Origin of the sequence: Variovorax sp. J22P240 (genome assembly GCF_030316855.1) — a bacterium.
Lineage (GTDB): Bacteria > Pseudomonadota > Gammaproteobacteria > Burkholderiales > Burkholderiaceae_C > Variovorax.
The window spans coordinates 42,736-63,096 of the sequence record NZ_JASZYR010000003.1; the positions used below are offsets into that span (position 1 = coordinate 42,736).

Here is a 20,361-nt window from a genome sequence, read left to right on the forward strand (position 1 = left end):
AGTCGGTGTTGTTCCGGAAATTGTGAGGGAGGCAACCTTGGGCAAAGCCAAAGGTTGGCCATGCACAATCGCCGCGTGCACATTCTGCTGATCGAAGACGACCTCGACTTGGGCCGCGCCTTGCAGGCCGCGCTGAAGGTCGACGGGCTCAGCAGCGAATGGCGCCGACGGGCCGCCGACGCTCCACGCGTGCTCGACGGCAGCGTGTTCGATTGCGTGCTGCTCGACCTCTCCTTGCCAGACGGCAGCGGGTTCGACCTGTTGAAGCGCTGGCGGCGCGAGGGGTCGCTGCTGCCAGTGATCGTGATCACCGCACGCTCCGCGGTCGAGGACCGGCTGGCCGGGCTCGATGGCGGCGCCGACGATTTCGTCATCAAGCCCTTTGCCACGGTGGAGCTGATCTCGCGCATCCGCGCCGTGCTGCGCCGGTCCGCGCGGCAGGCCAGCGAAATCTGGAGCCTCGGCGCGCTGGCGATCGAGCCGCGGCGGCACCGGGCCTCGCTCCACGGCGCGCCGCTGGAGCTGTCGCCGCGCGAATTCCGCCTGCTGCTGGAACTGGCACGCGAGCCGGGCGCGGTGGTCGCCAAGGGCGTGCTGGCGAAGAAGCTCGAACCCCTCGGCGAGCCGCTGGACTTTGCCGCGATCGAGGTACATGTGTCGAACCTGCGCCGCAAGATCGGCGGCGAGCGGGTGCACACGGTGCGCGGCGTGGGCTACATGCTCGCGTCATGAAAGAGATGCCGCACCAGCCGATCGACATCGTCCCCTTCGACCCCCATCACGCGACGGCCGCGCAATGGGCGGCGTACCACGCGTACCGGAGGATCCGCGCCGAGGAGGACATCCCCGGTGAGCCGATCCTGGGCGACGCCGATTTCGAGCATCAGCTGCGCCGACGTCGGCCGACGGACGAATCGCGCAGGGTGATCGCGCTGCACGGCGACCGGGTGGTCGGCAACCTGCTGCTCGAATTCCGCCGCGCAGGAACGCCCGACTACGAAAGCTTCGCGCCCTTCGTCTTCGCCGGTGGGGGCGTGATGCAAGCGTACCGCCGACAGGGCATCGCCACTGCCTTGCTCGGCGCGTTGCTGGCCTTCATGCAGGAGCACGGCAAGACCACGGCGACACTCGGTGCCCCTGCCCCTGAAGCCAACGCATTCCTGCAGGCGATGGGTGCCACGGAAAAGCACCGGGCGGTCGAGAATCGCCTCCCGCTCGACGGACTGGACTGGGACGCGCTCGACCGCTGGCAGGCCGACGCGACCTCAGCGTCGGGCGCGCGCCTGCGCTGGGAGATCCACGCCGGGCGAGTACCGCTCGACCGCCTCGAGAGCCTGATGGCGCCGTTCACCGTGCTCATCGGCGACATGCCGTTGGGCGCGCTCGACCTGCCGGCCATCCGCTACGAACTGCCGGCACATAGGAGCTGGTACGAGGAAATGGATCGCAGCGGTGGAGAGCATCTGGTGGTGATGCTGCTCGACGGCGATGAAGTGGCTGCCGTCTGCAATGCCCACTGGGAGAAGCGCTTTCCGGACCGCGTGTTCCAGGCCCTCACTGCCGTGGCGCGCCCCTGGCGTGGCAAGGGTCTCGCCAAGGGCGTGAAGGCTGCGATGCTGAAGCTGGTGCGCGAGCGTCATCCGGAGGTCCGGATGATCGTGACGCACAACGCCGAAGTGAATGCGCCGATGCTGTCGATCAACCACCGGCTCGGCTTCGCGGTCTACCGCCAGACCGTCAGCTACCAGATCGACCGCGAGAGCCTGCGGACGCGGCTCGGCGAGCCGCGCGGGGTCAGGCTGCCGCCAGCACCGTCCCGCTGACTTCCCCCAGGCCGATGCGCACGGCGCCTGCGCGTTCGCAGTAGCCGCGCAGGCTCAGGGTGTCGCCGTCTTCGAGGAAGGTGCGGCGCTCGCCGTTGGGCAGCGTGATCGGGTGCTTGCCGCCCAGGGTGAGTTCGAGCAGCGAGCCGGCTTCGTCGGGTTTCGGGCCCGACAGGGTGCCGGAACCGAGCAGGTCGCCCGGCTGCAGATTGCAGCCGTTCACGGTGTGGTGCGTGACGAGTTGCGCGGCGGTCCAGTAGGCGGCTTGCGTGGTGTTGCCGCGCGTGAGCCGCACGGCGCCCTCGCCGGCTTCGCGCATCTTCGCGGTCTGCAGCCAGACTTCCAACGTGATGTCGAGCGCGCCTGCTTCGCTGTTGGCGGGCGAGTCGAGGTAGGGCAGGGGCCGGGGGTCGCCGGCCGGTCGCTCGAACCCCGCGCGGAAGGGCGCGAGCGCTTCCATCGTCACGATCCAGGGCGACAGCGTGCTCGCGAAGCTCTTCGACAGGAAGGGTCCGAGCGGCTGGTACTCCCAGGCCTGCAAGTCGCGCGCGGACCAGTCATTGAGCAGCGTCACGCCGAACAGGTGCTGTTCGGCGTTGGCGATGGCGATCGGCTCTCCGAGCGCATTGCCCTGGCCGACGACGAAGCCCAGCTCCAGCTCATAGTCGAGCCGCTTGGAAGGGCCGAAGCTCGGCGCCTCCGCATCGGGCGCCTTGGTCTGGCCCTGCGGGCGCTTGAAGCGCTGGCCGCTCACGCGGATCGACGACGCACGGCCGTGATAGCCGATGGGCACCCACTTGTAGTTGGGCATCAGCGGCTGGTCCGGGCGGAACAGCTTGCCGACCGTGGTGGCGTGGTGGATGCCGGTGTAGAAGTCGGTGTAGTCGCCGATGCGGCAGGGCACAGTGAGCTCGACGGCCGACTGCGCGAGCAGGGCCTTGCTCCACGCCGCCTGCTTCGCGCTGCCTTCACGCAGGCCTTCGGAAAGGGCAGCGCGCAGTGCCTGCCGCTCGGTGGCGTCTTGCGCCAGCAGCACGTTCATGTCATCGGTGTCCACGAGCCCCGCGGCCTTCAGGTCGAGCACCTGGTCGCCGATCGCGACACCGATGCGGAAGCCTTCGCTGCTTCGGGCCGGCCGGAAGCGCCCGAACGGCAGGTTCTGGATCGGAAAGTCGCAGCCGGCCTCGTTGGCCGAGGCCACCCAGCTGCGCAGCTTCGGGTCGTGGGTTGCGTTCAATGTGTTCATGGCTTGTATTGATCCTTGAGGCCGGCCCAGCAGTCGGCGTAGTCCTGGTCGAGCGCGGGGCTTTGCATCGCGAACTCGGTGGGAATGAAGCGGTAGCGGCTCTCGAACATGAAGGCCAGCGTGTTGTCGAGCTTCTGCGGCTTGAGGTCGCTGTGGCTCGCTCTCTCGAAGGCTTCCTCGTCGGGGCCGTGCGGCACCATGCAGTTGTGCAGGCTCGCGCCGCCCGGCTTGAAGCCGCCGGGCTTGGCGTCGTACTCGCCGTAGACCAGGCCCATGAACTCGCTCATGAGGTTGCGGTGGTACCAGGGCGGACGGAAGGTGTCCTCCATCACCAGCCAGCGCGGCGGGAAGATCACGAAGTCGCAGTTGGCCGTGCCGGGCGTGTCGCTCGGCGAGGTGAGCACGGTGAAGATCGACGGGTCCGGATGGTCGAAGCTGATCGATCCGATGGTCATGAAGTGCGCCGTGTCGTACTTCACCGGCGAGAGGTTGCCGTGCCATGCGACGACGTTGAAGGGCGATTGCCTCGTCGGCGCGGACCAGAAGCGCCCGCCCGATTTCTTGACCAGTTCGTAGCCGACGCTCGCATCCTCGAAGGCGGCGACCGGGGCCTGGAAATCACGCGCGTTGGCGAGGCCGTTCGAGCCGATCGGGCCCAACTCGGGCAGACGGAACTGCGCGCCGTAGTTCTCGCAGAGGTAGCCGCGCGACAAGCCGTCGGGCAGCGCGACCTTGAACACAACGCCACGCGGCACCAGCGCGATCTCGCCGGGCTTGACTTCGAGCACGCCCATCTCGGTGGTGATGACCAGCCGGCCTTGCTGCGGCACGAAGAGCATCTCGCCATCGGCATTGACGAGGGCGCGGCGCTCCATCGAGCGGCTCGCGAGATAGACGTGCGCGGCGATCCCGGTTTGCGCTTCGGCATCGCCATTGGCGGCCAGCGTGTGGACGCCGTCGATGAAATCGACGTCCGCCTTGTCCAGCGGAATCGGTGCCCAGCGCAGCGGCTCGGGCGGCAGCGCGATCTCGCGGTTCGCGCCCGTCGTCCATTGCGCCTGCGCGTACGGCTTGTAGCGGCCGGACACCACGGAGGGCTGGCGGCGGTACATCCACGTGCGCCGGTTCTCGTGACGCGGCGCGGTGAAGGCGGTGCCCGAGATCAGTTCCGGATACAGGTCGAAGGGCGCGCGCTGCGGGCTGTTGCGGCCCTGCGGCAAGGCGCCGGGGACGGCCTCGGTGGCGTATTCGTTGCCGAAGCCGCTCTGGTAGCGGAGATCGGCGGATGCTTGGGTCATGGTGTCCTCTGCCTTGAAATTCAGCGGGATGGCGCGGAGGCCTCGAAGGCCTGACGCAGAACGGCGGTCGAGCCGATGTGATTGGCCAGCACGAGCACGAGGCGCGCGTTGAAGGCGTGGCTCTCTTCGGTCGACAGGCCCTGGTGTGCTTCGATCAGCGCCTCGTAGAAGTCATCGGGCGCGTCCAGGTTCGGTGTGGTGATCAGTTCCATGGCTCTATGCCTTTGCCATCGCACGGTCACGCGCCGCGCGCACGGCCTGGGGGGTGGGGTTCCGCCAGCGTGCGCACACGTGCTGGTCGGGGCGCAGCAGATAGACGGTGCCGGGTTGCGCGTCGTAACGGTGCGCCGCCAGTTCGCCCTCGCCGGTGGCCGCCACTCGCACGATGTGCAGGGGCAGGTCGGCTTGCGCGAGCACACGCAGGCTTTGTTCCGTCACCTCGCCTTCGCCGAAGACAAGCGCCGTGAAGCGCGTTCTGGCCTCGGAGGGCGACGCGGGACACAGCTCGCGCAGCAGCCAGCCCGTGCCGCCATCGGCGCACACGATCGGCGCATCGGCGGCCGGCGCGCCGGGCACCATCGGCCCGACGAAGGCATCGACGTCGGGCGTGTTCAGCGGCGAGCCGCGCAGGGTGGTCGGAACCGACAAGCGCCCGCTGTTCACCAGCGCGCGCGCAAAGGCATGGCGCTTGGAAAGCTCCAGCACCGCATCGCGGAACAACCGGCTGACCTCGCTCTTGGGCGTGATGAAGTCGGTCGCGCGGGTCGAGTTGCGGATGTTCTCGTCGGCCGCGTATTCACGCTCGCTCGCGTAGCTGTCGAGCAGCGCGTCGGGCGCTTCGCGCTGGAGCACCGCGGCGACCTTCCATGCCAGGTTGTCGGCGTCCTGCACGCCGGAGTTCGCGCCGCGCGCGCCGAAGGGCGAGACGCCGTGCGCGGAGTCGCCCGCGAACAGCACACGCCCGTGGCGGAAATGCTCCATGCGCTGGCAGGCGAAGGTGTAGACGCTGGCCCAGCCGATCTGGAACTGGACCTTCTCGTGGCCGATGCTGTCGAGCAGCGCACGCACGCGCGGGATGATGTTCTCGTGCTTGCGCTCCTCCACCGGGTCGGCATCCCAGCCGAGCTGGAAGTCGACACGCCACATGCCGTCGGCCTGCTTGTGAAGCAGCACACTCTGGCCGGGATGGAAAGGCGGATCGAACCAAAAGCGGCGCTCGGTCGGCAGGTCGGCGTCCATGTTCACGTCGGCGATCAGGAAGCGGTCGCGGAACACGCGGCCCTTGGCCTCCTGTCCGAGCAGCTGACGCAGGTTGGAGCGCGAGCCGTCACAGGCAGCGACGTACTCGCCGGCCAACTGATAGTTGCCTTCCGGCGTTTCGATGGTCAGTAGCGCGTGGTCCGTGGCCTGTTCGACGCCGATGACCTTGTTGTTCCAGCGCAGGTCGATCAGCGGCAGTTCCGCCGCGCGCTCCGACAGATAGCCTTCGACGTAGTACTGCTGCAGGTTGATGAAGGCCGGCCGCTCGTGCCCGGCCTCGGGCAGCAGGTCGAAGCGGTAGACCTGCTCGTCCTTGAAGAACACCTTGCCCACGTGCCACGACACGCCTTTGTCGACCATGCGGTCGGCGCAGCCAAGGCGGTCGAAGACCTCCAGCGTGCGCTTGGCGAAGCAGATGGCGCGCGAGCCGGTCGAGAGCGTGCAGTCGTTGTCGAGCAGCACGACGGGGATCTGCCGCTGCGCGAGGTCGATCGCAAGGGCGAGCCCCACGGGGCCCGCGCCGACGACCACGACGGGATGGCGGGCTGGCGATGCGGCGTCCTGGTCCGCGTGCCGGCGGTAGTCGAAGCGCAGCGACTGGTAGTCGATCGGTGCTTCGGCGGTCGTTGCAGAGGCCCCCATGGCTTCAGCCTTCGAGCGTTTTCCACATTTCGATGTCGCGCTCTGCGGTCCAGATGCGCGGGTCGGCATGGCCCGACGCTTCGTCGTAGGCGCGGCTCACGTCGAAGGGCATGCAGTGGTCGAAGATGACCCACTGGCTGTACTTGGGCTTGAGCCTGGCGTAGGTGTCCTTGTAGACCGCATTCAGGTCGCGGCCCGCCTTCACGCCTTCCTGCACGCTGCTGTAGACATCGGCGATGAAGCTGCGCGTGCCGGCCAAACCCTTGGCCACTTCCTCGGGCGTGGTGAGCGCCGCGCCGCGACCGGGCACCAGCGCCTTGGGCTGCAGGGCGGTGATGTTGTCCAGCGTCTGCGGCCAGTCCTGGAAGTAGGCGTCGCCGGCGTAGGGCGTGGCGTCGAACTCGACGAGGTCGCCCGAGAGCAGCGTGCGCTCCTGCGGCAGCCAGACGACGGTGTCGCCCTTGGTGTGGCCGCGGCCGAGCTGAATCAGCTGCACTTCGAGTTGGCCGAGCCACAGCGTCATCTTGCCGGTGAAGGTCATGGTGGGCCAGGTGAGCCCCGGCGGAACGGTCTCGACGTTCTGGAAGAGGCGCGGGAAGCGGCCGATCTCGCTGGCCTTGTCCTGCTCGCCGCGCTCGACGATGAGGTCGCGCGTGTCCTGGCTTGAAATGATGTGCTCGGGCTTGTAGCCGGCGGCGCCCAGCACGCGCACGGCGTGGTAGTGCGTGAGCACCACGTACTTGATGGGCTTGTCGGTCACTTCGCGGATGCGGCGCACCACGTCGGCCGCCATGGCGGGCGTGGCCTGGGTGTCGGCCACGAGCACGCAGTCGTCGCCGATCACGATGCCGGTGTTGGGGTCGCCCTCGGCCGTGTAGGCCCAGGCATGTTCCGAAATCTGGCTGAAGGTGATCTTCTTTTCTTCCAGGTCGGCCTGACTGGCGAACTTCTTGGTCTCTGACATCGTGGGTCTCCTTGATTTGTCTAAAGTGAACGAATTCGCATGGGACGAATGAACGGAGTGTAATTCGAGGATTGGATAATGTCTAATGTCTTCTGCATGAACGAACGACGAGCAAGGCCATGAACTCAGACAGCGACCGCGCGCAACGCGGCATCCAGAGCATCGAGGTGGGCGGCCAGCTGCTGCGCGCCCTGGTGCACCACGGCCGGCCGATGGCCCTGAAGGACCTGGCGCGCGAGGCCGAGATGTCCCCCGCCAAGGCGCATCCCTACATGGTCAGCTTTGGCCGCCTCGGGCTGATCGAGCAGGACCGCACCAGCGGCCACTATCTGCTTGGACCGCTCGCCTTGCAACTGGGTTTGATCAGCCTGCAGCAAGCCAATCCCGTGCACATCGCGACGCCGCTGATCGCCGAACTGGCGCAGCAGATCGGCCAGACGGTGGCCATCGCCGTCTGGGGCGACCGCGGCGCGACCATCGTGCGCATCGCCGAATCGCCGGCGCCGCTGCACGTGAACATGCGGCACGGCACGGTGTTCTCGCTGACCAATACCGCGTCCGGCCGGCTCTTCGGCGCCTATCTGGATGCTTCCGTGGTGAGGCGGTTGCTGGATGAAGAGCGGCAGCGCGAGCAGAAAGGCGCCGCCGCCATCGCGCTGCAACGGGGCATGCCGCCCGTGCAGCCGCTACCAGGCTGGAAGGCCTTCGAGGCGCAATTGCACGAGGTGCGCTCCCATGGGCTGAGCCGCTCCGAGGGCGAGATCCTGCCGGGCGTGAGCGCGATGTCGGCGCCCGCCTTCGATCACACGGGCGCCATCGTGCTGGCCATCACCGCGATCGGACCGGCCGCCATCTTCGACACGCGATGGGACGGCGACATCGCGAGCGCCCTCAAGGCTTGTGCGGACCAGGTGTCGGAGCGGCTGGGGGCCGTCCCTTCAAGGCCTTGAGCCGCTCGATGCTCTCGGCCGGCCAGTAGTCGGACCGGCTGTAGTACTCCTCCACCACCGGCGTGCCGGGGGGCAGCACCACCCACGGCTGCTTCGTCGTCGTGAAGATGTGAATATCGGGCGGCAGCGCGTCGGGCGTGTCCAGCGTGCCGACGCGCACGAACTTCACCGCTTCGCCGGCGCCCGCATAGTGGCTCCAGAGCGCGATATGGCAACGAGGGCAGCGCGCGATCTTCTGGCCCTTCCCGCTCAGCGACGGCGTATTCACCAATTCGATCTCGCCTTGCAGCAGTTCGACGCGGTCGCTCTCGATCATCGCGTTGAGCGCGAACGACGCGCCCGTTTCGCGCTGGCACCAGCGGCAATGGCAGCAGTTCACGAAGAGCGGTTCCGTCGCCATCCGATAGCGCACCGCGCGGCAGGTGCACCCTCCTTCGAGCGGGAACATCAGCGAGACCGTCCGTCGAAGTGCTTCACCGGCACCGCATCGAGATCGATGCCTTCGAGGCAGCGGATATTGACGGCGATGGTCGGTACGCCCTTCGGATCGGTGGCCTCGGCAAAAGGGTGGATGCCGCAGGTCTTGCAGAAGCGATGGTGGATGGCGTGCTTGTTGAAGAGATAGGCCCCCACGTTGTCGTCCTCGGGCGTGAGCAGCGTGAACTGCGTGCGTGGCACGAACCACAGCAGCGAGCCCTTTCTCTGGCACATGGAGCAGTTGCAGGCCAGCGCGCCCTGGATTTCGCCCTCGACCTCGAAAGCGATCTTGCCGCAGTGGCAGCTACCCTTGTATTTCATCGCAGGTCTCCTTTCATGCGCGATGGGCCGAAGCCAGGAGTCGAAGTCCCAATGACACCATGACGGCGCCGGCCACCCTGTCGGCCCACGCCTTGTACCGAAGATAGGTTTTCTGCGGCCCCTTGGCGGACAGGGCCAGCGCCACCAGCGCGTACCAGCTGGTTTCGAGCACGAAGACCACCGCCACGATGCCCAGCCCGAACGCCAGCGATGGCGAAGCCGGCATGAAGGCCGCGAACACGCTGGCGTAGACGATGGCCGTCTTGGGATTGCTCAGCTGCGTGGCCAGGCCAAGGAGGAACGAGCGGCCCGCATGGCGACGCGCGCCGGCCTCGCCGCTCTCTCCGGACTGCGACGACGCCATCGACAGCGGCTGGCGCGCGCCGAGCCAGATCCGTACGCCGAGGTAGGCCAGGTAGAGCCCCCCGGCGACTTTGAGGACGATGAAGAGCGTGGGGACGGCCAGCAGCAGCGCCTGCAATCCGGCCAGCGCCGCGAGCGCGAAACATGCGCCACCCGCACCCATGCCGAAGGCCGCGGCGACGCCTTCCAGGCGCGAAAGCGACACTGCCGTGCGCGCGACCATCACGAAGCTCGGGCCGGGGCTCACTACGCCGACGGCCAGCGCGCCGGCGATACCCAGCAAAGGGAGTAACTGGTTCAATTTCGTCTCCTAGCCCTGGACCGGGGCTCGGAGATTACTCCAACGGCCTCAGGCCATGAAACCGACGTTCTTGGGATAGTCGATGCCGTTGGCGTTGCCGCCGAAGTTCTTGAGGTTCGGCAGGATGCCCGGCAAGTCGGCCTCCGGCACGCCGAACCACCTGGCGAGCGTGGCGCCGTACTGGTCCACCGAGGTCGTCGGGATCAGCCGGCCCTGGCCCACATGGCCTTCGTAGCCGGCGAGCTTCGCGTCGTTGTTGATGCTGACCACCTGCGGCGTGCCGTAGAACTGCTTGCCGTTGACCGCGCCGCCGACGACGAAGTGGTGGCTGCCCCAGCCGTGGTCGGAGCCATTGCCGTTGCTGGCCAGCGTGCGGCCGAAGTCCGATGCCGTGAAGGCAGTGACCTTGTCGGCAATGCCCAGCGCGGCCGTCTGGCGGTAGAAGGCGGTCATCGCATCGCTCAACTGCTGCATCAGCCCGGGCTGATTGGCAATCAGGTTGTCGTGCAGGTCGAAGCCGCCCATCGACACGAAGAACACCTGCCGCTTGACGCCCAGCGCGGTGCGGCCATGAATGAGCCGGGCCACCATCTTCAGCTGGCGCGAGAGGTTCGTGTTCAGCGCGCCGAAGGAATCGACCGGGAGCGCGGCCGAGAGCGCACCGGTCACGGTCGTCTCGGCTTCCACCGCGCGCTTGGTCACGCGGTTGTATTCGTTCTCCAGCATGTGGCTGCGTGCTTCCTGCACCAGCTGCGCCATCGCGGAGCGCACCGAGGCCGACACATAGCCGCTCGTGCCCTTGACGCTGTTGATGCCGACGGCGCCGCTGGTGCTCACCTGGTATTGCAGCGCCTGGTCGCCCGAGAGGAACACCGCGTTGCCCGAGACGGACATGCAGGTGAAGAGCGAGTTGGTGTTCTGCGACAGCGCCAGGTCGCCGAGGTTGCCGCCCCAGCCCACCGTCGAACCTTCCGGCGACGACGACTGCCAGGTCGACTGCTGGTCGTTGTGCGAGAACAGCTTGGGCGGCTGCGGGTAGAGCTTCTTGTTGCTGTTGTTGTACTGCGCACGATTGAGCGGCACCACCAGCGGCCCGACGTTGAGCTGCACCGCGACCTTGCCGTCGACGTTGAAGAGGTCCGCGAGTTGGGTCATCGCCGGGTGCAACGCGTACTGGCGAGCGCCCGCCAATGGCGTGGTGGGCGTCAACAGCGTCTTCGCGACATCCATGTCGTTCTTGGCGATGGCGATGCCGCCCGAGGCTTGCGGAACGCGAATGGCGCTGTAGGCGGTGTAGCTGGGGTCGTCGTAGGTGATGACGGTGTTGGCGTAGTCGTTGCCGCCGAAGAGGAACACGCACACCAGCGCCTTGTAGTCATCGCCGGGCGCGGCCTGCGCGGCGGCTTCGCCCATGGCGGCCAGGTTGAGCGCGAAGGGCAAGGCGGTGCCGGCCATCGCCAGCTGGCCGGTGCGGCGCAGGAAGGCGCGACGGCTGTGAGCGGCAGGATCGATCAGGTACATCGCGCGGTCCCTTATTTCTGGATCAGGTAGGAGGGCGAAGCCATCACCATCAGCACGGCGGCATACACGCGGTTGAGCTTGACGGCATCGGTGCTGCTGGCGGTCACGGCGGGCGTACCGAGGGCGTTGGCGATCAGCGCCTGGGTGGCGTCCGACAGCTGGTTGCCCGTGAGCAGCAGGTTCAGGCGGCGCACGAGGCCCGCGGGGTCCAGCACCAGTGCGAGTTCGCCCGCATAGGTCGCGTTCACGTCCTTGCTGTTCCTCGGCAGCGCGTCCTTCATGTAGTTGAGGTAGCCGCCGACGCTGGTTTCATTGACCACCTGGAATTCGGGCGCGACCATCTTCGCGCTGGCGATCGCCGTCGAAGGCGGCACGTAGCCGGGGCGGAAGAAGTTGAAGACCGAGGGCGAGCGCAGCGGGCTCTGGCCGAGCTGGCTGTTCGGCTGGGAGAGGTCGCCGATCTTCCAATTGCCGGTGGTCGACACGGCGCCGAAGGTACGCGCCCATTGCACGAAGCGCAGCATGGGCTCGCGCAGTCGGCCGAAGGTCGGCTCGCTCAGGCCCGCAGGGCTGCGCGCCTCGTTGTCGAGCAGCACGGCCGCGAAGACGCTCTTCATGTCGCCGCGCACGCCGGAGCCGTTGTCCGCGAAGACGTCCGACACGCGCTTGACGTAGGCCGGGCTCGGGTTGCTGGTCACCAGGCGCTGGATCAACTGCTTGCCGATGAAGGGGCCGACGTTCGGATGGTTGAACAGCGTGTCGAGCGCGATCTTGAGCGCGGCCTTGCCCTCGGTGCCCGCCGGCACCGTGGCGCCGAGGAACTTCGCTTCGAGCGTTGAATGTCGCGAGGCCGTCAGCGCCATCGGCCGCGTGGTCCACAGGTTGCTTTCGGCGGTGGAGCCGTCGGGACGGGTGAAGCCGCCCGCGGTGCCGCCCTTCTCGTCGGTGCGGATGTCCAGGTCGTAGCCCGTGAAGACGCGCGCCAGGTTGGTCACGTCGTCGAGGGTGTAGGTGTCGAGCGGCGCGCCGTCGGCGCCGGGTTTGAGGGTGCCGTCGGCGTTGAGCTGGTAGAGCCCGATGCTCATGAGCTGCATGACCTCGCGCGCATAGTTCTCGTCCGGCTGCCGGCCCTGGGCGTTTTCCTTCTGGTTGCCTTTGGTGTTGAGGTAGTAGCCCATCGCGGGGTTGAGCGTCACGTCCTCCAGCAGCTTGCGGAAGTTGCCGGTGACGCCCGCGACCAGGGTGTCCCAGTACTGGGCCATCAGATGGCTGGACCAGTTGGAGCCGATGTCGGTGGACGACACGACGAAGATCTCGGTCAACGCGAGCGCCATGCGCTTGCGGAAGCCGTCCGGCGCCGTCATGAGCTGGTTCCAGATCATGTCGTCGGTGTTGACGCTGCCGTAGGGCTTGCCCGCGATCCACTCCCAGCCGGTCTGCGTGCCGGGACGGTCGGCCTCCTCGCCCAGCCAGACCAGGTAGCCCTTGCTGCGCACGGCGGCGATCCCCGCCTCGGAGGCGGAGAACTGCGACTGGAGGAGGAAGCGCGCGGCCTCGTCGTCGGTCTTCGCTTCCCGATAGACGTAGGTCTGGGCGGTCGGCGTGCTGGCCAGCGCGGTCAGGGAACCGGCCTGAACGCCTGTGCCGGCGCCCGGCGCGGCAAACCCGCCGCCTCCGCTGCCACCCCCACCACCTCCGCATGCCGCGAGGGCGGCGGCGGCGGCCAGTGCGGCCGCGAGCGGCAGCGGGCTGTGCGACTCCGCTGCGGGGGCCGGCATGGATGTCTGGTCCGCGCGCGCCGAATCATCGGTCGCCTCAGCGCGGCCGGTTGCGATGTTTTCCACCATGGAACTCCTCACTCCTCGGCGCTGGGGCGCCGCTTTTTCCAGGCAAGTGCCATGCCCAACTCTCGCCACGGCCAGAGGGCTTCAGGAGGAGGTCAAGGGGACATTATTTGTTAAGAAGTGTGACTTTTTCGTCACTTCGCCGCCAGCAACGGCTTGGAGCGGCGCGGAATGTCGCTTCAGGACTTCGCGGCTTCGAGCCCGTCGCGGGTGCGGATCGCTTCGCGCCGGGCGGCCTCGGCAAAGTCGTCGCCCGAGGAGGCGTAGCAGATGGCGCGGGAGGAATTGACCACGATCGGCGCATCCGGGCGCCAACCAGCCCGCACGGTGGCGACCGCATCGCCGCCCTGTGCGCCCACGCCAGGGATCAGCAAGGGAACCGTGGGTGCGAGGGCCCTCACCCGTTCGATCTCGGCCGGGTAGGTGGCGCCGACCACCAGGCCCAACTGCCCGTTCAGGTTCCATGGACCCTGCGCAAGCCGGGCCACGTGTTCGTAGAGAAAAGGCTCGCCTTCCACGCCCGCAAGGCGCTGACCCTGCAGATCGGCGCCGCCCGGATTGCTGGTCCGGCACAGCAGGAAAGCACCCTTGCCATGGTGGCGCAGATAGGGCTCGACCGAATCGAAGCCCATGAAGGGCGAGAGAGTGACGGCGTCGGCGCCGTAGCGCTCGAAAGCCTCGCGGGCGTACTGCTCGGCCGTCGAGCCGATGTCGCCGCGCTTGGCATCGAGGATCGTGGGCACGTGCGGCGCGTTGCGGCGCATGTGCTCCATGAGCTGCTCCAGCTGCCCTTCGGCCCGGTGCGCGGCAAAGTAGGCGATCTGCGGCTTGAAGGCGATCGCGAGATCGGCCGTGGCATCGACGATACGGGCGCAGAAGTCGTAGATCTTGCTGGCGTCGCCCTTCAGGTGGGCGGGAAACTTCGTCGGTTCGGGGTCGAGGCCGACACACAGCAGCGAGCCGTTTTGGCGCTCGGCGGCGCGCAGCTTGTCCAGGAAGGTCATGGGGCGGAATTTTAGGCGCGCCGGCTCAGGGCGGCCGGCGACGGGCTCAGCCCGCGCGTTCGAACTGTTCGGCGGCCAGGCAGAGGTCGGCCCAAGCGCGGCCCTTATCGCCCGGGTTGCGCAGCAGATAGGCAGGGTGGTAGGTGGCGACCACCGGCGGCGCGTCCTTCACGCCGGGCAGCATCGCTACCGGCACGGCGCGACCGCGCAGCTTGCCGAGCGGATCACCGCTTTGCAGCAGGCTTTGCGCCGCCAGCGGACCCATGGCGAGCACGAGACGCGGCGCCAGCGCGGCAGCATGCTCCGCGAAGACATCGGCGATCGGGCGCGGGCTGTCCGGCTGCCCCGAGGCCACGCCCCGGTGCGTGCGCATCAGGTGCACGGGCGTCTCGCCACCGTGCAGATGCAGGGTGCGAAGCATGTTGTCGAACAGGCGTCCCGCGTCGCCGGCAAAGGGCTCGCCGTGGCGGCCGTCGAGTTCCGGCGGCATGTCCGCGACGATGAGCCAGCCGCCTTTCGGTGCGGCTGCGTCGCCATAGAGAAGCCGTGGCGCATCCACGAGGATGGAGGCGCCGTGGGTCAGCGCGACCGGCGCGCGCGGGGCCATCGCAGGTGCCGCCGCCGGTTCGGCTGCCAGGGGGCGCACCGGCGCGGCCGGCGCCACGACCCGAGGTCGAGCTTCCGCGGCGGCTTCGCCCACTGCGGGCGCTTCCGCCACGGCAACAGCCGGCGCTTCGACCAGCTCCGTCGCCGGCCACCAGAAGAGCTTGATGCCCATCTCGTCCAGCATCGCGCGCTGCCGCGCATCGAGGCTCATTCCACTCGTCGTCATTTCAAGCCTCCCCAGGCGCTATTGGATTCTTGCAGGCGCAGGCTCATCACCACTGCGTCCTCGCGGCGACCGTCGTGGGCCGGGTAGTAGCCCTTGCGCACGCCGACGCGGCGGAAGCCATTTCGTTCGTAGACCGCGAGGGCGCGCGCATTGCTTGCGCGCACTTCGAGCCACAGCCATTGGACGTTCTGCCCGCGCGACCATCCGGCCAGCGCCTCCAGCATCAGCGGCGCCCATCCTTGCCCATGGAAGGCCGGCGCCACGGTGATGTTGAGCAGGTGGACTTCATCGACGCCCTTCATGGCGACGAAGTAGCCAATCAGCGTTTCGTCTTCGGTGCGACCCACGGCCCGGCTCCACAGTGCGCGCACGCCAGTCTGCGACGGCGCAGCCTGGCTGTCGGCGGCAGGTGCCACGAGGCATTGACAGTGATAGCCGGCGGCCAGGGAATCGGTGAAGTTGGCCTGCGTCCAGGGGTGGGTGAACGCCGTCTGCTCGATCGCGCAGACGGCGGGGACGCGCTCGACCGTCATCGGTTCGAGGCGGGCTTCACGCGGCTGTTGCAGGACGGCGCTCATGGTGAATGCGTGGCCGCCGCCTTGATGGCGGCGCGCTCTTCGGTAGTCTGCGCCACTTTATCGCGAACGTAGAGAGGCCAGGCGTCCGCCGGCGCGACGGTGCGGCCCGCGGCCAGCAGCGCGGGCGCGAGGCGCAGCAAGGCCGCCGCTGTGGGAAGCACTTCATGCCGCGCCGTCGCGCGCGGGAGGCGCTCGCCGTAGGCCCCGAAGGCATTGCCCGCCAAAGCCCAGCCGGCCGGCACGACAACGGCTTCGGGCGCCAGTAGTTCCGCTTCGCTCGCGGTGACTTCGAGGCCGAGGTCGTAGCACGCCGTGTAGACCTGCTCCATCCGCGCATCGAGCACTGCGACCACACGCTCGATACCAAATCGATGGCGCGCCTCCTCGGCGACGGCATGGAGCGTGTCGATCGGCAGCAGCCGCACGCCGGCGCCGAAACCCAGGCCCTGTGCGACCGAGCAGGCCGTGCGCAATCCGGTGAAGGAACCAGGCCCGCGGCCGAAGGCGATGGCATCGAGTTCGACGAGCGTCAGGCCGGCTTCGACGAGCAGTTGCTGGATCAGCGGGATCAGCGTCGATGACGATTGCGCGCCGCCGATGCCGCTGTGTTCCAGCAACGTGTCGCCGTGCCGAACGGCGATCGAGAGTGCCTCGGTGCTGGTGTCGAAGGCGAGCAGCTTAGGCATCGATACCGCTCCTCGCCGCGGCGCTCACCACGGGGGCGGTCGTCTTCACGATGGCCGCTCGGCTGCGCTGCACGCCGAACAGGATGCCCGCGGTGACCAGCAGCAGGCCCGCGATCAGATTCCAGTACAGCGGTTCGTCCAGGAAGATCACCGCACCGAGCGCCGAGAGCCCCGGCACCAGGGCCGTGATCATGGTGGAACGCACGGGCCCGAAGTACTGAATCATCCGCGTGAAGGTGATGCCCGAGATGACGACCGAGCCCACACCCTGGAACAGCATCTGGAAAGCGATTTCGCCGACAGGCGCCGTATCGAGCCGGCTTGCCACCGCGCCGAATGCCGCCAGCAGCGCATAGACCGGCACATAGGTCATGAAGGCGAAGACCGTGATGGCGATGGTTGCGCGCACGGCGTCGAGCCCGTGCTTGCGCACCACCACGCTGTAGCAGGCCCAGCAGAAGGCTGCACTCATGAACAGCAGGTCGCCCTTCCAGATCGCGCCGCCCTCCAGCGCATGTAGCAGGCTGGCGCCGCCGACGAAGAGATCGCCCAGGACGATCAGTGCCAGGCCCAGGGCGCGTCCCGGCGTGATGCGGTCGCGCAGCACGATGGCCGCGAGCACCGCCGTCCACAGCGGCAGGCTGCCGGGCATCAGGACGGACGCATGGACGGCCGGCGCAAAGACGAAGCCGGTGTAGGCGAGCAACGCATAGGCCAGGCCTCCGAAGACACCGGCGATCGCGGTGAGGCGCAGCGGGAGCGGCGACAACCCGAAGAACGAGCTTTGCGCGGTCGGATCGCTCGCTCGCGCGCGCATCACCAGCCAGGCGCCCCAAGGCATCAGCACCAGGCTGGCGCCGCAGATGCGGGCGAATGCGATGTCGAAGGGGCTCAGCGACCGGCCGGCGGAGGCCCGCGCGATCACGATGAAGGCGGTCCAGACGAAAACGGTGACGATGGCTGCGCCGATGCCGATGGTGCGGGGAGAAAAACGGGGAGCAACGGGCATCGAGGGATTATCGGCTCGGTGGCCATTGCTCCCCCCAGGCTAGCCCACTTCGTGTGGCCGCCCACCCCCTGCCGGGGGCAACACCAGCGGCCCGGCAAAGCCGGTTCCGCGGTGTTTCTGGTATGGCGGGTCGGATAATCGCGGGGATGTCTTGCTTGCCTCTTGTCTTGCGGCGCTTCTGCCGCGTTCTTCCGGTTGTTTTCGCGCTCTCACTGGCGCCGTTTCACGTTGGGGCGCAAGCGCTTCCCAACGAAGTCGATGCTGCGCTGGTCCGCGCGAAGGTGCCGCGCGATGCCGTGACGATGCTGGTGGTCGACGCCGAGGGCATCCGCCCGCCCCGGCTCGCATGGCGCACCCAGACGCAGGTCAATCCGGCGTCGATCATGAAGCTGGTCACGACCTATGCGGCGCTCGATCTGCTGGGCCCGGCGTTTACGTGGACGACACCGGTGTACGTCGACGGACCAGTGCGCAACGGAGTGCTCGAAGGCAATCTCTATATCCGGGGCCAGGGCGACCCGAAGCTCGTGCTGGAACGGCTGTGGCTCCTGCTACGCCGTGTGCAGGGCCTGGGCATCCAGAGCATCAATGGCGACATCGTGCTGGACCGCAGCGCGTTCGAAGTCGCGGACACCGACCCGTCCGCCTTCGACGGCGAGGGCCTGCGCCCTTACAACGCCGCGCCCGACGCGCTGCTGATCAATTTCAAGTCGGTCGTCATGACCTTCGTGCCCAACCGCGCGACGCAGACGGCGCAAGTGAGCTTCGAGCCGGCACTGGCCGGCGTGACCGCGCAAACTACGGTGCCACTCTCGGCCGGGGAGTGCAACGACTGGCGCACGACGCTGGCCGCCGACTTCGCCGATCCGGCACGCCTCGGCTTCGCAGGCAGCTTCCCGGCCGCCTGCGGCGAGAAGGTCTGGCCCGTGGCTTATGCCGATCCTCGCAGCTACGCGGCACGCGCGGTCGGCGGACTCTGGATCGAGATGGGCGGCCGCATCCAGGGCGTGGTGCGCGAAGGCCGCGTGCCTGCGGAACTCAAGCCGGCCTTCGAGCTGCCCTCACCGCCGCTGGCCGAGGTGATCCGCGACATCAACAAATACAGCAACAACGTGATGGCGCAGCAACTCTTCCTCACGCTGGGCCTGCAGCAGAAGAGGCGCGGAACGCTCGACGGCGCGCGCTCGACCATGCGCCAATGGTGGAACGACCGCATCGGCACCGGCGAAGGGCAGCCGGTGTTCGACAACGGATCGGGCCTCTCGCGCGAGGAGCGCATCAGCGCGGCCGCGCTTGCGAAGATGCTGCAGGTGGCGTGGCGCTCGCCGGTGATGCCCGAGCTGGTGTCGTCGCTGCCGGCTTCGGGTGTCGACGGCACGCTGCGCAAGCGCGGCCTGCGCTCGGGCGGCGCGGCCCACCTCAAGACCGGCACCTTGCGCGACGCTGCGGGCGTGGCCGGCTACGTGCATGCCGCGAGCGGCCGGCGCTATGTGGTCATCGCCATCGCGAATCACGCCAACGCCGTGGCGGCGCGGCCGGCCTTCGACGCGCTGGTCGACTGGGCCGCGCAGGACAACTGACTGTTCGCTGACCGCCGCCCCATGTAGGCGAACACCGCTTGCGCGGCTTGCCACCCCTGCCCAGAATCGAGCGCGAGTCCGATTCCAATCACAGCAGGAGACAAGGCCATGACCCGATTGCCCGCACTCGCCCTCTCGGGCATCGCGCTCCTCCTCTCCGGCTGTGGAGGCGGCGACCACAACAACTTCGTGTTCAACGTACCGTCCGCGGTCGATTCGGGACGCGGCTCGGTCGTGACGTTTCCGCCCGAGCGAACCAAGCAACTGTCGCTCAACGATTTCACGGCGCTGCTCGCCTCCACGCCCCAGGGAACGCAAATACAGCAGGTGACGGGGGCCGCCAAGTGCGGGGTCGACATCCGATACCTGGAGTACCGCACCGTCGGCGGCCAAGGCGAGGAAACCAACGCCACGGCCGCCATCATGGTGCCCACCGGCAGCGACGCCGTCTGCAACGGCCAGCGCCCGACGGTGCTGTACGCCCACGGCACCACCCCGGCGCGAGACTACAACCTCGCCAAGTGGACCGAGGCCAACCAGCCCGCCGCTGGCGAGGGCCTGATTGTCGCGGCCATGTTCGCCGCACAGGGCTACATCGTGGTGGCGCCCAACTACGCGGGCTATGACAAGTCGACGCTTCCCTACCACCCCTACCTCAACGGCGACCAGCAGGGCAAGGACATGGTCGACGCGCTGGCCGCGGCGCGCAAGACCTTCTCGGTGATCAGCGCGTCCGATTCGGGTGCCTTGTTCATCACGGGCTATTCGCAGGGCGGCTACGTGGCCATGGCGGCGCACCGCGAGATGCAGACGACCGGAAAAACGGTGACGGCCTCGGCGCCCCTGTCCGCGCCCTCAGCCATCGCCCTGCTGACGGACTACAGCTTCAGCGGCTGGCCGGCGCTGGCCTCCACGATCTTCACCCCCTTGCTTTCGACCAGCTGGCAGAAGCAGTTCGGCAACGTCTACACAGCCACCAGCGACATCTACGAAGCGCAATACGCGCCGGGCATCGACACCCTGCTACCCAGCCTGACGCCGATCAACACCCTGTTCCAGACTGGAAAGTTGCCGCCCCTCGCGCTCTTTCCGGCCAACGCCGTGCCGGGACCGATCAGCCCTGCGTTCTCCATCTTCTACGGCCCCAACAACCTGGTCAGGCAAAGCTACCTGACACAGGCCGCCAACGACATCCTGGCCAATCCCTGCGCCGGCAATGCCCTGCCGGCGACGGTGGCATCGCTGGGCACCACGGCGCCGCTCAACTGTCAGCCGTTGCTCGGCTTCCGCAAGGCAGCGGTGGCGAACGACCTGCGCAACTGGCTGCCGACCCGGCCCATGATGATGTGCGGCGGCGCCAACGACCCGACCGTGAACTTCCTGAGTACCCGCGCGACCGTCGGCTACTTCCGCGCCCGCGGCGTGCCGGCTGCGGCGTTGACGGTGGTGGACCTCGAAGACGGCGCCACGACCGATGCCTTCTCGTCCGCTCGAGCCGGTTTCGCCGCGGCCAGGGCCAGCGTCGTCGCGAATACGCCCGGCACGCCCGCGGACCAGGCGCAGGCCGTCGCGCTGGCGTACCACGGCACGCTGGTGATGCCGTTCTGCCTGGCGTCGGCCCGGGGCTTCTTCCAGGGCGTACTCGCTTCAGGACTCTGAAGC

20 protein-coding genes are annotated in these 20,361 nt (G+C 67.9%); 5 read left to right on the forward strand and 15 right to left on the reverse strand.

Annotated elements, in window-relative coordinates; genetic code table 11:
* Positions 1 to 75 precede the first annotated feature (75 nt).
* Both QTI24_RS10130 and QTI24_RS10135 read left to right on the forward strand, forming a co-directional pair.
* Positions 76 to 732 carry a response regulator gene (locus tag QTI24_RS10130; protein ID WP_286600788.1) on the forward strand — a complete coding sequence of 219 codons (657 nt, stop codon included), beginning with the start codon at positions 76 to 78 and terminating at the stop codon, positions 730 to 732.
* On the forward strand, positions 729 to 1,823 hold the full coding sequence (locus tag QTI24_RS10135; RefSeq protein ID WP_286600141.1) for a GNAT family N-acetyltransferase: 1,095 nt from the start codon (positions 729 to 731) through the stop codon (positions 1,821 to 1,823). Before QTI24_RS10130 ends, QTI24_RS10135 begins: the two co-directional genes overlap by 4 nt.
* Here QTI24_RS10135 and fahA read toward each other — a convergent pair.
* Genes fahA through QTI24_RS10160 form a run of 5 tightly spaced genes read right to left on the reverse strand, consistent with a single transcriptional unit; the run spans position 1,795 to position 7,233 of the window.
* Positions 1,795 to 3,069 (reverse strand): fumarylacetoacetase, encoded by a 1,275-nt coding sequence (fahA, locus tag QTI24_RS10140; RefSeq protein ID WP_286600143.1) that lies wholly within the window; start codon positions 3,067 to 3,069, stop codon positions 1,795 to 1,797. The two genes, QTI24_RS10135 and fahA, sit on opposite strands and share 29 nt — an antisense overlap.
* Positions 3,066 to 4,367 carry a homogentisate 1,2-dioxygenase gene (gene hmgA, locus QTI24_RS10145; RefSeq protein WP_286600144.1) on the reverse strand — a complete coding sequence of 434 codons (1,302 nt, stop codon included), beginning with the start codon at positions 4,365 to 4,367 and terminating at the stop codon, positions 3,066 to 3,068. The genes fahA and hmgA overlap by 4 nt, the downstream gene beginning before the upstream one ends.
* 20 nt (positions 4,368 to 4,387) lie before the next feature.
* Positions 4,388 to 4,579, reverse strand: a complete 192-nt coding sequence (locus QTI24_RS10150; protein ID WP_286600146.1) for a DUF2783 domain-containing protein — start codon at positions 4,577 to 4,579, stop codon at positions 4,388 to 4,390.
* 4 nt (positions 4,580 to 4,583) lie between these two features.
* Positions 4,584 to 6,269 carry an FAD-dependent oxidoreductase gene (locus tag QTI24_RS10155; RefSeq protein ID WP_286600149.1) on the reverse strand — a complete coding sequence of 562 codons (1,686 nt, stop codon included), beginning with the start codon at positions 6,267 to 6,269 and terminating at the stop codon, positions 4,584 to 4,586.
* A 4-nt stretch (positions 6,270 to 6,273) separates the two neighbouring features.
* Positions 6,274 to 7,233: an MBL fold metallo-hydrolase gene (locus QTI24_RS10160; RefSeq protein WP_286600150.1), complete on the reverse strand. Its 960-nt coding sequence runs from the start codon at positions 7,231 to 7,233 to the stop codon at positions 6,274 to 6,276.
* A 119-nt stretch (positions 7,234 to 7,352) separates the two neighbouring features.
* Between QTI24_RS10160 and QTI24_RS10165 the strand changes: the two genes are divergently transcribed.
* On the forward strand, positions 7,353 to 8,183 hold the full coding sequence (locus QTI24_RS10165; protein ID WP_286600151.1) for an IclR family transcriptional regulator: 831 nt from the start codon (positions 7,353 to 7,355) through the stop codon (positions 8,181 to 8,183).
* Here QTI24_RS10165 and QTI24_RS10170 read toward each other — a convergent pair.
* From QTI24_RS10170 to QTI24_RS10215, 10 genes are all read right to left on the reverse strand, one after another.
* Entirely contained in the window at positions 8,125 to 8,631 is a 507-nt protein-coding gene (locus QTI24_RS10170; protein ID WP_286600152.1) for a GFA family protein, read from the reverse strand. The two genes, QTI24_RS10165 and QTI24_RS10170, sit on opposite strands and share 59 nt — an antisense overlap.
* Complete coding sequence (locus tag QTI24_RS10175; protein WP_286600154.1) at positions 8,631 to 8,981, reverse strand: GFA family protein; 351 nt, start codon at positions 8,979 to 8,981, stop codon at positions 8,631 to 8,633. Before QTI24_RS10175 ends, QTI24_RS10170 begins: the two co-directional genes overlap by 1 nt.
* Positions 8,982 to 8,994: 13 nt before the next feature.
* Complete coding sequence (locus tag QTI24_RS10180) at positions 8,995 to 9,645, reverse strand: LysE family translocator (protein ID WP_286600156.1); 651 nt, start codon at positions 9,643 to 9,645, stop codon at positions 8,995 to 8,997.
* A 48-nt stretch (positions 9,646 to 9,693) separates the two neighbouring features.
* Positions 9,694 to 11,166, reverse strand: a complete 1,473-nt coding sequence (locus QTI24_RS10185) for a DUF1501 domain-containing protein (RefSeq protein WP_286600158.1) — start codon at positions 11,164 to 11,166, stop codon at positions 9,694 to 9,696.
* An 11-nt stretch (positions 11,167 to 11,177) separates the two neighbouring features.
* Positions 11,178 to 13,013: a DUF1800 domain-containing protein gene (locus tag QTI24_RS10190; protein WP_503011240.1), complete on the reverse strand. Its 1,836-nt coding sequence runs from the start codon at positions 13,011 to 13,013 to the stop codon at positions 11,178 to 11,180.
* A 176-nt stretch (positions 13,014 to 13,189) separates the two neighbouring features.
* The gene (pyrF, locus tag QTI24_RS10195) at positions 13,190 to 14,014 is read right to left on the reverse strand and encodes an orotidine-5'-phosphate decarboxylase (RefSeq protein WP_286600159.1); all 825 of its coding nucleotides are present in this window, start codon (positions 14,012 to 14,014) and stop codon (positions 13,190 to 13,192) included.
* Between the two features lie 46 nt (positions 14,015 to 14,060).
* Entirely contained in the window at positions 14,061 to 14,846 is a 786-nt protein-coding gene (locus QTI24_RS10200) for a uracil-DNA glycosylase family protein (protein WP_286600160.1), read from the reverse strand.
* The gene (rimI, locus tag QTI24_RS10205; RefSeq protein WP_286600162.1) at positions 14,843 to 15,424 is read right to left on the reverse strand and encodes a ribosomal protein S18-alanine N-acetyltransferase; all 582 of its coding nucleotides are present in this window, start codon (positions 15,422 to 15,424) and stop codon (positions 14,843 to 14,845) included. The genes QTI24_RS10200 and rimI overlap by 4 nt, the downstream gene beginning before the upstream one ends.
* The gene (tsaB, locus tag QTI24_RS10210) at positions 15,421 to 16,110 is read right to left on the reverse strand and encodes a tRNA (adenosine(37)-N6)-threonylcarbamoyltransferase complex dimerization subunit type 1 TsaB (RefSeq protein ID WP_286600163.1); all 690 of its coding nucleotides are present in this window, start codon (positions 16,108 to 16,110) and stop codon (positions 15,421 to 15,423) included. Before tsaB ends, rimI begins: the two co-directional genes overlap by 4 nt.
* Positions 16,103 to 17,119, reverse strand: a complete 1,017-nt coding sequence (locus QTI24_RS10215) for a DMT family transporter (RefSeq protein ID WP_286600165.1) — start codon at positions 17,117 to 17,119, stop codon at positions 16,103 to 16,105. The genes tsaB and QTI24_RS10215 overlap by 8 nt, the downstream gene beginning before the upstream one ends.
* Positions 17,120 to 17,265: 146 nt before the next feature.
* Here QTI24_RS10215 and dacB point away from each other — a divergent pair, with 146 nt between their 5' ends.
* Both dacB and QTI24_RS10225 read left to right on the forward strand, forming a co-directional pair.
* Positions 17,266 to 18,699 (forward strand): D-alanyl-D-alanine carboxypeptidase/D-alanyl-D-alanine endopeptidase, encoded by a 1,434-nt coding sequence (gene dacB / locus QTI24_RS10220; protein WP_286600167.1) that lies wholly within the window; start codon positions 17,266 to 17,268, stop codon positions 18,697 to 18,699.
* 108 nt (positions 18,700 to 18,807) lie between these two features.
* Positions 18,808 to 20,358 carry an alpha/beta hydrolase family protein gene (locus QTI24_RS10225; protein WP_286600168.1) on the forward strand — a complete coding sequence of 517 codons (1,551 nt, stop codon included), beginning with the start codon at positions 18,808 to 18,810 and terminating at the stop codon, positions 20,356 to 20,358.
* Positions 20,359 to 20,361: the final 3 nt, after the last annotated feature.

Coding starts and splice junctions, on each gene's coding strand:
- fahA (WP_286600143.1), bottom strand. CDS start 3,069: ATGAACACATTGAACGCAACCCACGACCCGAAGCTGCGCAGCTGGGTG.
- QTI24_RS10175 (WP_286600154.1), bottom strand. CDS start 8,981: ATGAAATACAAGGGTAGCTGCCACTGCGGCAAGATCGCTTTCGAGGTC.
- QTI24_RS10165 (WP_286600151.1), top strand. CDS start 7,353: ATGAACTCAGACAGCGACCGCGCGCAACGCGGCATCCAGAGCATCGAG.
- QTI24_RS10135 (WP_286600141.1), top strand. CDS start 729: ATGAAAGAGATGCCGCACCAGCCGATCGACATCGTCCCCTTCGACCCC.
- hmgA (WP_286600144.1), bottom strand. CDS start 4,367: ATGACCCAAGCATCCGCCGATCTCCGCTACCAGAGCGGCTTCGGCAAC.
- dacB (WP_286600167.1), top strand. CDS start 17,266: ATGTCTTGCTTGCCTCTTGTCTTGCGGCGCTTCTGCCGCGTTCTTCCG.
- QTI24_RS10160 (WP_286600150.1), bottom strand. CDS start 7,233: ATGTCAGAGACCAAGAAGTTCGCCAGTCAGGCCGACCTGGAAGAAAAG.
- QTI24_RS10185 (WP_286600158.1), bottom strand. CDS start 11,166: ATGTACCTGATCGATCCTGCCGCTCACAGCCGTCGCGCCTTCCTGCGC.
- QTI24_RS10150 (WP_286600146.1), bottom strand. CDS start 4,579: ATGGAACTGATCACCACACCGAACCTGGACGCGCCCGATGACTTCTAC.
- pyrF (WP_286600159.1), bottom strand. CDS start 14,014: ATGACCTTCCTGGACAAGCTGCGCGCCGCCGAGCGCCAAAACGGCTCG.
- QTI24_RS10225 (WP_286600168.1), top strand. CDS start 18,808: ATGACCCGATTGCCCGCACTCGCCCTCTCGGGCATCGCGCTCCTCCTC.
- tsaB (WP_286600163.1), bottom strand. CDS start 16,110: ATGCCTAAGCTGCTCGCCTTCGACACCAGCACCGAGGCACTCTCGATC.
- QTI24_RS10155 (WP_286600149.1), bottom strand. CDS start 6,269: ATGGGGGCCTCTGCAACGACCGCCGAAGCACCGATCGACTACCAGTCG.
- QTI24_RS10215 (WP_286600165.1), bottom strand. CDS start 17,119: ATGCCCGTTGCTCCCCGTTTTTCTCCCCGCACCATCGGCATCGGCGCA.
- rimI (WP_286600162.1), bottom strand. CDS start 15,424: ATGAGCGCCGTCCTGCAACAGCCGCGTGAAGCCCGCCTCGAACCGATG.
- QTI24_RS10200 (WP_286600160.1), bottom strand. CDS start 14,846: ATGACGACGAGTGGAATGAGCCTCGATGCGCGGCAGCGCGCGATGCTG.
- QTI24_RS10190 (WP_503011240.1), bottom strand. CDS start 13,013: ATGGTGGAAAACATCGCAACCGGCCGCGCTGAGGCGACCGATGATTCG.
- QTI24_RS10170 (WP_286600152.1), bottom strand. CDS start 8,631: ATGTTCCCGCTCGAAGGAGGGTGCACCTGCCGCGCGGTGCGCTATCGG.